Annotated in this window: 15 protein-coding genes; 8 read left to right on the top strand and 7 right to left on the bottom strand. The window is 48.3% G+C overall.

Translation table 11 applies throughout. The features are described from left to right. Positions 1 to 223 precede the first annotated feature (223 nt). The 4 genes from H6G00_RS22115 to H6G00_RS22100 all read right to left on the bottom strand — a co-directional run bounded on the left by H6G00_RS22115 (position 224) and on the right by H6G00_RS22100 (position 2,788). A complete protein-coding gene (locus tag H6G00_RS22115) occupies positions 224 to 547 on the bottom strand; it encodes a hypothetical protein (protein WP_190798401.1) in 324 nt (107 codons plus the stop codon). A gap of 202 nt (positions 548 to 749) precedes the next feature. Further along, the gene (locus tag H6G00_RS22110) at positions 750 to 1,505 is read right to left on the bottom strand and encodes a ParB N-terminal domain-containing protein (protein WP_190798400.1); all 756 of its coding nucleotides are present in this window, start codon (positions 1,503 to 1,505) and stop codon (positions 750 to 752) included. Further along, positions 1,502 to 2,095: a ParA family protein gene (locus H6G00_RS22105; protein WP_190798399.1), complete on the bottom strand. Its 594-nt coding sequence runs from the start codon at positions 2,093 to 2,095 to the stop codon at positions 1,502 to 1,504. The genes H6G00_RS22110 and H6G00_RS22105 overlap by 4 nt, the downstream gene beginning before the upstream one ends. A gap of 453 nt (positions 2,096 to 2,548) precedes the next feature. Continuing rightward, positions 2,549 to 2,788: a hypothetical protein gene (locus H6G00_RS22100; protein ID WP_190798398.1), complete on the bottom strand. Its 240-nt coding sequence runs from the start codon at positions 2,786 to 2,788 to the stop codon at positions 2,549 to 2,551. Between the two features lie 211 nt (positions 2,789 to 2,999). Here H6G00_RS22100 and H6G00_RS22095 point away from each other — a divergent pair, with 211 nt between their 5' ends. Next, positions 3,000 to 3,548, top strand: coding sequence for a site-specific integrase (locus H6G00_RS22095; RefSeq protein WP_190798397.1), 549 nt, complete (start codon positions 3,000 to 3,002; stop codon positions 3,546 to 3,548). Between the two features lie 60 nt (positions 3,549 to 3,608). Here the strand turns inward: H6G00_RS22095 and H6G00_RS22090 are convergent, their stop codons facing one another. Further along, a complete protein-coding gene (locus H6G00_RS22090) occupies positions 3,609 to 4,334 on the bottom strand; it encodes a response regulator transcription factor (RefSeq protein ID WP_190798396.1) in 726 nt (241 codons plus the stop codon). Between the two features lie 770 nt (positions 4,335 to 5,104). Here H6G00_RS22090 and H6G00_RS22085 point away from each other — a divergent pair. From H6G00_RS22085 to H6G00_RS22075, 3 genes are all read left to right on the top strand, one after another. Beyond that, a complete protein-coding gene (locus H6G00_RS22085; protein WP_190798395.1) occupies positions 5,105 to 5,524 on the top strand; it encodes a response regulator in 420 nt (139 codons plus the stop codon). A 120-nt stretch (positions 5,525 to 5,644) separates the two neighbouring features. Next, on the top strand, positions 5,645 to 5,965 hold the full coding sequence (locus tag H6G00_RS22080) for a hypothetical protein (protein WP_190798394.1): 321 nt from the start codon (positions 5,645 to 5,647) through the stop codon (positions 5,963 to 5,965). 401 nt (positions 5,966 to 6,366) lie between these two features. Next, positions 6,367 to 6,687, top strand: a complete 321-nt coding sequence (locus H6G00_RS22075; RefSeq protein WP_190798393.1) for a hypothetical protein — start codon at positions 6,367 to 6,369, stop codon at positions 6,685 to 6,687. Positions 6,688 to 7,347: 660 nt separating this feature from the next. On the opposite strand, the gene H6G00_RS22070 is transcribed toward H6G00_RS22075, so the two are convergent. Continuing rightward, entirely contained in the window at positions 7,348 to 7,914 is a 567-nt protein-coding gene (locus H6G00_RS22070) for a site-specific integrase (protein ID WP_190798392.1), read from the bottom strand. Between the two features lie 200 nt (positions 7,915 to 8,114). On the opposite strand from H6G00_RS22070, the gene H6G00_RS22065 reads away from it, so the two are divergent. The 4 genes from H6G00_RS22065 (at position 8,115) to H6G00_RS22050 (ending at position 10,513) form a co-directional block, all read left to right on the top strand. Further along, positions 8,115 to 8,360: a hypothetical protein gene (locus tag H6G00_RS22065; RefSeq protein ID WP_190798391.1), complete on the top strand. Its 246-nt coding sequence runs from the start codon at positions 8,115 to 8,117 to the stop codon at positions 8,358 to 8,360. A 95-nt stretch (positions 8,361 to 8,455) separates the two neighbouring features. Continuing rightward, positions 8,456 to 8,638: a hypothetical protein gene (locus H6G00_RS22060; protein ID WP_190798390.1), complete on the top strand. Its 183-nt coding sequence runs from the start codon at positions 8,456 to 8,458 to the stop codon at positions 8,636 to 8,638. Between the two features lie 727 nt (positions 8,639 to 9,365). Further along, the gene (locus H6G00_RS22055) at positions 9,366 to 10,097 is read left to right on the top strand and encodes a ParA family protein (protein ID WP_190798389.1); all 732 of its coding nucleotides are present in this window, start codon (positions 9,366 to 9,368) and stop codon (positions 10,095 to 10,097) included. Next, positions 10,097 to 10,513 (top strand): hypothetical protein, encoded by a 417-nt coding sequence (locus H6G00_RS22050; protein WP_190798388.1) that lies wholly within the window; start codon positions 10,097 to 10,099, stop codon positions 10,511 to 10,513. The genes H6G00_RS22055 and H6G00_RS22050 overlap by 1 nt, the downstream gene beginning before the upstream one ends. 302 nt (positions 10,514 to 10,815) lie before the next feature. Here H6G00_RS22050 and H6G00_RS22045 read toward each other — a convergent pair whose 3' ends face one another. Next, positions 10,816 to 11,025, bottom strand: coding sequence for a hypothetical protein (locus H6G00_RS22045; RefSeq protein ID WP_242042433.1), 210 nt, complete (start codon positions 11,023 to 11,025; stop codon positions 10,816 to 10,818). Between the last annotated feature and the right edge of the window lie 121 nt (positions 11,026 to 11,146).

The following is an 11,146-nucleotide window of genomic DNA, read 5'->3' as shown; positions in this document are numbered from 1 at the left end:
TCTTGATCTCTCAAAAGTGTATTTAGACCTTAAGTGTACCGCTGTTCGGTCACGACATGGGTCGCGTTCCACGATAAATGACCGTGACCCGCTGCTTGGTGACCGCAGATTGGCGTGATGAGAGCGAAGCTGTCACCAGATGCAATTAGACCAAATCCCAAGCTTGAAACAACGTAAAGCCTCCGTAATTACTTATGAGAACGGCTCTTCTCATAAGTAATTGCTACAGCAGCGACTGGATTGACTGCAACATTGTTTGAATGGACTGTGTGTGCAGCTTAACCGCTTGACAATGTTGTTGGTGTATTAAGACATAGTCTTCTAACGAATATTGTTCGTTTTGTAGTGCTGCCTCTGCCAGCGCTTTCATCGTTTGTCCACACTGCTGAATTTGTTGCCCTGTTTGTTCTATAAACTCTGCCTGCTCTTTAGTTAATGATCGCCCTTCCAGGGTCTTTGCCATTGCCTTGAGGGTTTCGCCGTGCTTCTCAATGGTTAGGGCTTGTTGAAGTGCTTTCTCAAAGGTCGGGGGTCGCACAGATGGCATAAAAATTTTACGAGCCTACATATCAAGGGAACTTGTTCTACCGTAGAACTTAAAATAGAGATGCTTCTTCTGCTAAAGGATGCACTAAAGGTAAATGTTTTGATTTCCTTTGATACATTCAAGAACTCCCTTTCCTCAGATTTTGAGTGGCGATCGCCCTCCTGATTCATGAGGTGCAGCCTGATTCCCTCCTGAATCTGCTCTAACTCTCAGCCTGATCTTTTAGAACTGCTTCTATCAGTTCAATCAGTTCTGGCAGTTTGTCTCCCAGTTCCTTCTCTGCCACTGTCTTGGGTTTGCCCTGCTGCCACTGTTTCAGTTTTGGCAGTGCTTGCTTGAGCAATTTACTAGGAGAAACCTCGCCATTTGTCGGGGTTTCCGATTCGCTCAAATATCGCTCAACCGTTCGTAGGCTTTTCCCAAAAATCACAGACAGCGCAGGCTTGAGCCGTTTCTCTCCCTTTTTGGGTCTGCCTGGTGTGTCTTGGTAGCCAGCATCTCTAAGTTTCTCAGCGATCGCCACTACTTCAGTCCGGCTATAGTCCCGGCGTTTCTCGTTCTCAGAGAGTTCAATTTCTAAGCTTCGGTCTTGCTCTGCCTCAGAGTCGAAATCCATGACTCTAACTGGCACCCCATCGTTAGGGAACTGACGCTTGTAAGCATCCATGTTCTGATCCCTAAGCAGATAAATCGCTGCTCGACGGTGCCCACCTGCAAGCAGTCTGCCCTTAGCATCCACCGTAATCGCCTGCACTAACCCTATCGCGGCGATGCTCTCTGCCAATTCCTCTACGTGCTTTTGGTCAAGAGGGCGGGTATCTCCAGCAGCTCTGTCCTTGATGTCATCCAGCGGGATTGTTGCTTCAACTCCAGAGCGCTGCTGTTGCGGCGGCTCCTTCTGCTGATCCCTGTCCTTTTTCTCTCTGGCTTTCGCCAAAATCTTGTCGAAATTCGTCATTTCAAGATTTCTCGCCCCACTGCCGTGTAATCCTTCCATGCGATGCCAGCGTAGCGATCGCCCTTCACATCCTTAACAGTGACCCCTAAATTTTCGGCTCTCTGATAGACCGCGTAGCGCCTAACACGAGTTTTGAACACTGATAGCCCTGCTTTGCTAAGGCTCTCTTGTGCCTTTTCAGCCTCCTTGCTGGGTGGAGGTGGGCATACGGTCATCAGGATTCGATATTTGTTTGAGTCGATAGATTCAAGGGTGTCTAAGGTCTGGACTACGGCTTCCATCGCAAAAGTTGTAGGCGTAGTGGGCAGTACCAGCAGATCGCAGCTATCAGCCAGGGCAATCAAAGCCTTATCGCTTGGTCTGGCAGGAGTATCAATCACCATGTGTTCAAAGTCCCCAGCCTCGTCAATATCATCCTGGTCGAAAACTTTGAAGGGAGCCTCGCCGCGTTGCGCCCAACTGGTAGCGCTGCGGTTGAGATCGCCATCAGCGAGAATTGTTTCTCCCTTGGTCTGAAGGTATGCCGCTATGTGAATTGCTGTTGTGGTCTTGCCTACGCCACCCTTGAACGAGCTGACGGTGATAATCATGTTTTTGCTCTTTCAATATGAGCAAATGTACAGCGCTTTGGGTGGCAGCATCTACCCCATGCAACCCAAATTAGTGGCGATCGCCTTATTCTTTCCTTGTGTGGCTGGATACTAGCACTCGAAACAAAGAAGTCTATCTAATGCAGTTACTCATTCCAATTCGTAGTCTGGTAAAAGTTAGATGCATCACACATTAACTGGACAGTCGGCATTACAGCCGGTTTCTTGGATTTTGAGCGTGATTGCCCTCTCTCCTTCGTGTTGGTGTTACCACTCGCGCAGCCCCCTGGAAAGCCTAACTTCCCAGGGGTTTTTTATGCGTTCGAGAGTCTACTGGGCTGTGAATTGATTTGGAGTTTGGGGCGATCGCCCTTGTTCATGGGGTAAAGCAAGTCCACCCCATGAATTACTTTTTCACCAGAAGGTGAAAAGGGTATCGCTTGAATCTTACCCCTACCTTGCCAGCAGTACCTTAACCGCTGCCTGCTGCTGCTCCACTGCCTCAAGCCTGTTCAGAATATCCTGAAGCGTTACTCCAACGGTCGAAGCGTCATTCTCTCCCAGATAGAGGGCGATCGCCTCGTGCAGCACTTGGGATGAATTGCGACCGGTCTTGGTGGCGATCGCCTCAATCTTTGCCTTCCACTCTGGTGATACCCGCGTTGAGACATTCGGGTTAGGTTGTCTGCCCATTGTCATCTTTAGAAACTCTTAGCCTAAGTCTAACCAGTCTCATTCGTAAACGCTGCTGACTTTGTATTCTCAATAAGAAGGCATTTGGAGCAATAAGGGTTTATTCTCTGGCTGCGCCCGTGAAGAATCGCTGAAATACTTATTCTTCGGTTGTCGATTTCGAGCAAACGACAATATTATTAGAGTGAACTGATTTTAGAGTGAGCAAACGATGGCAGGCAAAGTTGAAGGGAAAGGTCAAGCCAAAGTTTTAACCCCTGCCGAAGTCGAGCAAGTTTTAACCTACGCTCGCGAACCCTACCGAACAGCGATCGCCATCGCTGCTTACACCGGCTGCCGCATGGGGGAGGCGATCGCTCTCAAAGCTGAGAACATCCAGGAAGAGTTTATCGTTTTCACCAAAACCAAGACCGGAGAGACACGGGCTGTTCCCATTCACCCCAAACTGAGAGCAATCCTGGCTGATGCAGCTTTGCCCATCGCTGGCTATTTGTTCCCCTCGCAGGGTGGGAAGCAGCTACCCCACATCACCAGGCAGGTTGTAGATAAAGAGCTTAGGGCTGTGTGTGATGGGTTAGGGATTGAGGGGGTTGGTACTCATAGCTTCAGGCGCACGGCTCTGACTGCTATGAAGGATGCCAACACCCCGATTAAGAATATTGCTGCTATCTCTGGGCACAAGAGCCTGAACGAACTGGCACGGTATTTAGAAGTGTCTGAGGGAGACAAGCAGCGGGCGATCGCTGTTCTGTCTTACTGAGCCTTGCTCATCTCTTCATGAAAGCCTCTGATCGTCAATAATCTGCTTGAATGTTTTTCTTCAGGTTACTAACCCACCCCGTAATGCTCGCACGGCTGCTTGAGTTCGATCATCAACACTGAGTTTATTCAAGATATTACGGACATGGGTTTTAACTGTTCCAACCGTGATGTAGCACCGGTTGCTAATTTCGGCATTGCTACATCCTTCTACAATCAGTTGGAGGACCTCCAACTCTCGGGCTGAGAGAGGAGAAACTGCCAAAACATTACTGTGCTCGCTATCTACTGCAATCTCGATGGTGTTGGGTTGAGCAGCAGTACTTGCATTCTTTGCCTGAACTTGACTGCTATGTTTCAACACAACTCGGGCAATCGCCGGGTCAATCCAATTATTGCCCTCATGAGTGTTTTGAATCGCTCCAAGCAGATGGTTTATATCCACATTCTTCGTGCAGTAGGAATCTGCTCCAGCGGCAAAGGCAGCGAGGACATCTGTTTCATTATCCTGCATCGTCAACATCAACACTTTTGTTTGAGCCGCATCAGGTAGCTCATCGGTCAGCGACTCCCTGAACTGGCGTACCAATTCAACTCCATCGATACCGGGTAAACCAATGTCTACGATGGCAACATCTGGTTTAGCGCTCAGCAGCAATTTCAGACCTTCAGGACCACTTGCAGCTTCTCCGATTACCTCAACGTCAGTCTGCTGATTGAGCATCGTTCGGAGTCCCATCCGGGTCAGGTCATGATCTTCAATGAGAGCAACGCGAATGGGAGCCATTTAGAGTAGCCTGCTTGTAGGGTAAGTGCTGATACTACCAAATGACAGCGATCTGACGGGAGCGACAGCTACAATCTGTGCTAGTGAAAAAGCATTGATGTGGTCCTGGCGTTCCCTTGTTGGGGAGGAAGTAACGGGCGATCGCCGCTGTCCTAATGCTGGGAATCCCCTACGCTGGCATTCAGTACTTTAAGAGCCAGGGCATTTGGTACGACAGCCAGGGGAACCCACACGCGGATATCTGGGTTGAAGAGTAGGGGCGATCGCTTCCTGACCACTAGTAATTCTAGAGAGCGAGTGGTTTGTTACCGGAGAAGGTCTGTAAGTTGGTGAGCTTCAGCCGTGAAGAGATAAAAACGATTGTTCGGGAGGTTTTAGCAGAGATTTTTGCTTCTGCTAAAACCTCAAAAGACTGAGGATTGGATGGACCTGTCGGCAGCATGGAAAGTGCTAGGGTATCCCAGCTACAACGCCCCCTTGGAGAAGTTGATGCCCACGAAGCGTTGAGGGCGGGATTTCATCATTTTTTGTCCAAGCCACTAGATCCAGATGAGTTGGTCCAAGTGGTGCTTAAGCTTGCCGGTGGGCGGTGGGTGAAAAGAGCGAGGACTATGCTTAAGCTGCAATGTACCCAAGATGACTATCCGATGTGACGAACGGTCTATCTTAGGGTCGAGATAATTACTTTTGTTAAATAATGACACCAAAAGTAAAGTTTTGTGTGTCAGTATCGAGCTTGTCCCACAATTTTCGTCACCCAATCCTGAACCATGCCCCGCAGCAGTAGCCTCAGTCTGGATGGATTGAAAGTGTTAGTTGTCGATGATGACAACGACAACCTTGAACTTTTTGCACTTCTGTTTGAGACTTATGGTGCAGTCGTGACCGCAGCCAGCTCAGCGCATGACGGATTTCAAGCCTTCCTAGAGCAGCAACCAGATATCCTAATCAGTGACATCAGAATGCCAAAACAAGACGGGCATATGTTGCTCGGTCAAATCAGAGCCTTGACAAATCAGCAAGGGGGACAGGTGCCAGCGATCGCCCTAACTGCTAATGCTAGGAAAATAGACCAGCAGAAAGCCCTTGCAGCTGGATTTCAGCAACATTTGGCTAAACCCGTTGATCAAGATATGTTGCTACAGGCTGTGTTGGAGTTGACCTCTAATAAAGTTCAACATCTGAGTTGAGGAGTAGGGGCGATCGAGGCAATGGCAAAGCCTTCGCCCAACTTCGCCGTCAAGCCGAGAACTATCATTGATTCGTGTGCAAATTGCCAAAATAGCTCTAAATTGCACACGAATCAAAAGATGAACGCGCACCAAACGCTGCTCGAAAAAATCGCTTCTCTACAGTCGCAGCAGTTCAAGATTAGAGAGCAGGGCGATGTGCTTCTGGACTGCTGGATCGCTCAGTCAAAGCCCAGTGGCACTGCCAGGACTGATAATTCACATTGGCAGTTAAGGAGCCGTAAACCTCAATTTGGCGGGAGGAAATCGAAGTATCTGAAGCCTTCTGAGGTTGGGCAGTTTGAAGAGGCGATCGCCCGTGGGAAGGAACTGAAACGACTGGAGCGAGAGATCGGAGCGCTACGGCAGAAGGTTGAGAGAGTTGAGCAGTTGTATGGATAGGTGAGGCGATCGCTCGATAATCCTTCTGCTTGGCTGCGAGAAATTATTACCCAGGCTGCTATCGAGCAAGGGTTATTAGCTGATAAAGGTAAGACATGATCTTCACGAACAAATGCTTTGAGAATGTCTGGATTGAGTTTACAAAGTGGCGATCGCTTCAGAGCCGTTGCCAGTTAATAGGTGAGCACGTCACGTTGAGTTTGGGAACTGATAAAGAGGGCTTGCACCTCTTCCAGTTGCAGATCAGTACCCAGCTTTACTGGTTGCACTGTAATGAACTGCCTTTTTGATGGGGCGTGATCACAGTCTCCAAACTGCCTTCCTGGTTAAACTGAAGCACTCAAGCTCCCTGAGAGCGCTAACCTTAGAAAAGGATCGGTTGAACCAGCAGAATTAGTCTGATGCATCAAATCTCAGATGAAACGCTTCAAGGTGCGAGAGAACATGCTTTGCTGACAAAGCAACATGGAGAACGAATACAGAGTATTGCAAATGATCTCGGGCAAGCTGGACGCATTACTGAGGCACAGAGGGAGCAGATAGAGAACTGCGCTGAACTGATACAGCAGTCTGTCCAGGGAATGCTTGATGCAATAGATGCTGCATACAAGTATCCAGAGAACTCAGTAAAAGCGTTTGGGTTAGCAATTGAGCATCATATTCAAGCTAATCAGTATCATATGACTGCGAATCAGTTGTTGGTTGAATATCGGGCGGAATGAACAAGCCCAACTGTTTCCTTCAGTCGATAACTATCTTTTGACAGGGTAGTAACTTCAAGATTCTCAACCACGCGGATCAGGCTAGCTTGTTGTAGTGCCTAACTCCTCGTCTATCACCGCAAAAGTTAGGCACTACAAACACGGTATTCATTCGCCGCAAATGAGCCTACAAGCGCACTTCTGAAGGGCGAAATGGTTAGAGGTAGGCGCACAAAAAGCCCTAGCATTACTGCTGGGGCTTTGTCAGTCAGGCTTGAGCAGGAGCACAAAGATTTAGTTCAAGGGTTTAAACTGGCGAAGCTGTCATCTACCGCCACATGATCTCAGAAATTCAAGCTGAGCGAGGGTTTCGGAAAACTTTTCTGATTTTTATATCAGTTCTTGCTTTGGAAAGGGTAATTAAACCAGTTGATGTGTACCAATTGAACCCTTCTAGTTTTTACAGCTTGAAAGCCGCATGATAGCGTTGTCCTAAACTGTACCAAATCATCTAAAGACTAATTAGTACGTCTCATTGAGACTAGAAAGTGATGTCTAGAGCGTTTACTCTGTAAGCTTTTAACCTTAACGTAATGTTTCTGTTCCGTTGCTACTCAAGTTTGCCATTGCCCTCTACTATCAGACCTACACTTTTTGATTCAGAATCTTAGGGCACGCCCCTCAAGCTACTTCAAAGCCAGCATCAGCTCGCTTTAACTTCTCGTCTACCACTGCCTGATCCACACCTAAGTAAGCCTGAAGCTGCGACAGAGATTTATGACCGCTTACCCGCTTCAGTTCGTGCAGTCCCCAGCCTTGCTCATGCAGGTGAGTCAGTCGAGATCGCCTGAAGCTGTGCAGACTCACCCCTTCAAAACCCAGCAGTTCAGCCGCTAACTTGACGTGCTTCTCGACTGCCCTGGCTGTGATGTGCCCAGTCTTAGAACCGGACGAAAACAGATACCCTGCTGCTGGCTTAATACGTTCCAGCACTTTTTGCAGTGGCTCCGACATAACCACCTTGCGCGTCTCATTAGTTTTGGTGTTAGGACCTGGAAAGATAACATAGCCGTTTCTCAGATGCTCAACCCGCAGGCTCACAACCTCGCCAATTCTGCCAGCGGTCAAGTAGCAGATTTGGGAAATTGCCCGGTAGGGGTCATCCAGTTCACCAAACAAATTTTGTAGTTCATCCAGTTCTAGAATTGCAGCGCTGCCGGATCGATTCGTCTTCCCATCACGCGGCATGACTCACCTCAAAAAGCTTTTCCCCATCCTATTCGTATTCCGGCTGGATTACGAACGAAGCTGCTGGGTTTCACCGTGGCTTTGCTGGACTTAGCCAGAGAATAACCTCTTATTGCTCAAAATGCCTTCTTATTGAGAATACAAAGTCGGCAGCGTTTGCACGGTGAGACCGGCTAGACTTAGACTGAGATTTGCTAAAGATGACAATGGGCAGACAACCTAACCCAAATGTCTCGACGAGGGTGTCGCCAGAGTGGAAGAAGAAGATTGAGGCGATCGCCACCAAGACCGGACGCAACTCATCTCAAGTACTGCACGAGGCGATCGCCCTCTACCTGGGAGAGAATGACGCTTCAATAGTTGGGGTAACACTTCAGGACATTCTGAGCAGACTTGAAGCAGTGGAACAGCAGCAGGCAGCGGTTAAGGTGCTGCTGGCAAGGTAGGAGCGATCGCTTGTTTTTACCAAAATTTATGATCACTGGATTGAAGTGATCGTAAGCTCCTAGTGAAGAAAAATCTAAGGTTAGGAATCAACTCTATGAATAGCCCATCGGACGAGTTAACAGCCATCCGGCGAGAGCTAGAGCAATTTAGACAAGATTTTATTGCTTCCAGAAACAACCTGCAAAAGCAAATTGCAACCGGTATTATCGGTGGAGTTATTGGAACTGTCATTATAGGATTTGTCTTTCAGATGATCATGTCACTTTTTCTTTTTTAGAGCTTCAACAGTTTAGACACCCTTCAAGACGTTCTGAGCAGGCTTCAAAGGAGTGGAACAACAGCAGACAGCGATTAAGGTGTTGATGGCAAGGCAAGGGTATAGATTCAGGCGATACCCTTTTTCACCAGAAGGTGAAAAAGTAATTCATGGGGTGAACTCGTTTTACCCCATGAACAAAGGGCGATCGTTTTCCTTCGTTTTACTTCGTTCGATCGCTTTTTTTTTCGGCACGCCGATCGCATTTTGCCCGTTTTTACTATGCAGGGCCTTCCGTCGGGTCGAAATTTTTTAAATTGAAATTGATCGTTTAGCGATCGCCCAAAACTCCAAATCAATTCACAGCAAAGCAGACTCTCGAACGCATAAAAAACCCCTGGGAAGTTAAGCTTTCCCGGGGGCAGCGCGGATGATAACACCAACACTAAGGAGAGAGGGCAATCACGCTTAAAATCCAAAAAACCGGCTGTAATGCCGGCTGTCCAGTTAATGTGTGATGCATCTAACTTTTACCAGACTACGAATTGGAATGAGTAACTGCATTAGATAGACTTCTTTGTTTCGAGCGCTAGTATCTAGCCACACAAGGAAAGAATAAGGCGATCGCCTTCAAGGGGTGATGGAGCAGGCTTTTGCACCCTTTGGTGAAAAGCAGCAATCCTATAAAGGTAGGAAGGTATTAGACCTTTATACGGTAGGATGATGGAGCCTCAAATCAGGCTTCACTATGCTGAAAGTAGCTGTTTTCAATTTCAAGGGTGGCACGGGCAAGTCAACATCCACACTAAACCTGGGAGCTGCACTTGCTAGCAGCAAGCGTAAAGTGCTGCTGATCGACCTGGACGGACAAAGAACCCTTTCCTTTGGCTTGGGGCTAGATGGGCAATCCCCTACAGCCCTCGACTGGCTAACAAGTGGCGAGGCGATCGCCCCTATTGCAACTCAGATTAAGAACCTATCGCTCATTCCCGGTGACATCGGCATGTTTCGGCTGATGGCTGATTCTGACCTATTCACCCCATCCCTTAAAGGTCTAATACCTTTAGAATTTGACTTAGTTTTGATGGACTGTCCGCCCAGCCTAAGCTTGGCATCAGTGCAGGCAATTTTAAGCAGCGATCGCGTGTTAGTCCCAACGTTGTGCGAACCTGCTGCGCTAAAGGGACTAAGCGAAGCTGTAGCGCTCATTCGGGACGAGAAGCCAGAGATACCCATTGAAGTGCTAAGAACTCGCTACAAGCCGCGACTTGTGCTGACTAGGGAAGCAGACGATCTACTGATAGAGTCTGCCGAAGACTTGAGCTATAGGCTGCTGCATACCGTCATTCCCGAAAACATCAACGTGGCTGAGTCAATCGCGCAGCAAAGCCCAGTTTTAGACTATGCCCCAAAGTCGATAGGGGCGATCGCCTACAAGTCTCTTGCCAAAGAAGTTAACAAGCTCTGGAAGGTGAAGTGATGCCAGAGCGTAAACGAATGGGGGCAATGGGCAAACTTAGCGACTTTGGCAAAACAAACACGCCAGGTCAGCCAACAAAACAAGCGCCAGTACAGCAACCTTTAGTAGAGCAGCCGCCTGTTGTTGAGGAGCCACAGCCAGAACTTTCCCCTCAAACAATCGAGACACCCGCACCAAAGCCACAGCCAGAAGACAAGTTAACCACTGTGAACATCAAAATTTATCGCTCTCAGCACGAGTGGCTGAATGATACAGCCCGTCAGGTCAGAGACAACAACGAAACACCGGTCCCAGCAGGCGATCGCGTTTACCCTCAACACCTCATCCAGACCGCGATCGAAATGCTTCGCAGTGCCGATGTGGATTGGACGCAGGTTAAAAACACCGAAGATTTGAAGCGGTTTCTAAACCTATAAGACTAGCAAAGCTTTATGGCATAAGACTTTTAGGTTATTAAGGTCTAATATCTTTAACACCTAATCTGTTTAGGCAATCGCTCTAGAAGGGGTAGTTGAAGGGTCGCTGCAACCAGGGGCAATTAGGCTTAGTTTGTCGAGTAGGGAGGACTCCTCCAATGTTTAGGCTTGCTTTGTATTCTCCGTTTCTCTCGCCTTTCGGTATCGAGAGTGCCACAAGATTAGACCTTGCTTCGTTGTGAGCCTCCCCCTCACAGAAGCCTGCCTGCGGTTTTCCCGCACAAGCCTCTTCACTCAATCGTTCACCCAACTGGAAAAGCAGAAAGCAGCCAGACTAAGCGTCCCGGTCGCGGCAACGGATGCCGCGTCATGTACCTGAGAAATCTATCCCAAGTAAAGCTGCGACGCTGGCTGCGACGGTTTAACCACTTGAACAGGAGTTCGTGAACGGCTCGCTCAAATTGGTACAGGGCTCGACTATTGTCAGTCACTCCAAAGTTATCTAATGTCAACTACTTTTGGCTCTTCCCAATTTTTGGTGATCGAGGTTCTTGAGGTAGCCTTAAATCTAAAATCCACATCACTCAAGTTTGCGATCGCATCCATTTTCACCAAAAGTTGGGAAGAGCCCTA

The organism is Leptolyngbya sp. FACHB-541, assembly GCF_014695875.1.
Classification (GTDB): Bacteria; Cyanobacteriota; Cyanobacteriia; order Elainellales; family Elainellaceae; genus JAAUTN01.
The sequence above is the reverse complement of the archived record's forward strand: the minus strand, read 5'-3'. Positions and strand labels throughout refer to the sequence as shown.

What these genes read in the sequence shown, in the direction of transcription:
- H6G00_RS22090 (WP_190798396.1), bottom strand. Translation starts at nt 4,334, where the DNA reads ATGGCTCCCATTCGCGTTGCTCTCATTGAAGATCATGACCTGACCCGG.
- H6G00_RS22065 (WP_190798391.1), top strand. Translation starts at nt 8,115, where the DNA reads ATGACAATGGGCAGACAACCTAACCCAAATGTCTCGACGAGGGTGTCG.
- H6G00_RS22100 (WP_190798398.1), bottom strand. Translation starts at nt 2,788, where the DNA reads ATGGGCAGACAACCTAACCCGAATGTCTCAACGCGGGTATCACCAGAG.
- H6G00_RS22050 (WP_190798388.1), top strand. Translation starts at nt 10,097, where the DNA reads ATGCCAGAGCGTAAACGAATGGGGGCAATGGGCAAACTTAGCGACTTT.
- H6G00_RS22085 (WP_190798395.1), top strand. Translation starts at nt 5,105, where the DNA reads ATGCCCCGCAGCAGTAGCCTCAGTCTGGATGGATTGAAAGTGTTAGTT.
- H6G00_RS22070 (WP_190798392.1), bottom strand. Translation starts at nt 7,914, where the DNA reads ATGCCGCGTGATGGGAAGACGAATCGATCCGGCAGCGCTGCAATTCTA.
- H6G00_RS22055 (WP_190798389.1), top strand. Translation starts at nt 9,366, where the DNA reads ATGCTGAAAGTAGCTGTTTTCAATTTCAAGGGTGGCACGGGCAAGTCA.
- H6G00_RS22115 (WP_190798401.1), bottom strand. Translation starts at nt 547, where the DNA reads ATGCCATCTGTGCGACCCCCGACCTTTGAGAAAGCACTTCAACAAGCC.
- H6G00_RS22110 (WP_190798400.1), bottom strand. Translation starts at nt 1,505, where the DNA reads ATGACGAATTTCGACAAGATTTTGGCGAAAGCCAGAGAGAAAAAGGAC.
- H6G00_RS22105 (WP_190798399.1), bottom strand. Translation starts at nt 2,095, where the DNA reads ATGATTATCACCGTCAGCTCGTTCAAGGGTGGCGTAGGCAAGACCACA.
- H6G00_RS22060 (WP_190798390.1), top strand. Translation starts at nt 8,456, where the DNA reads ATGAATAGCCCATCGGACGAGTTAACAGCCATCCGGCGAGAGCTAGAG.
- H6G00_RS22080 (WP_190798394.1), top strand. Translation starts at nt 5,645, where the DNA reads ATGAACGCGCACCAAACGCTGCTCGAAAAAATCGCTTCTCTACAGTCG.
- H6G00_RS22075 (WP_190798393.1), top strand. Translation starts at nt 6,367, where the DNA reads ATGCATCAAATCTCAGATGAAACGCTTCAAGGTGCGAGAGAACATGCT.
- H6G00_RS22095 (WP_190798397.1), top strand. Translation starts at nt 3,000, where the DNA reads ATGGCAGGCAAAGTTGAAGGGAAAGGTCAAGCCAAAGTTTTAACCCCT.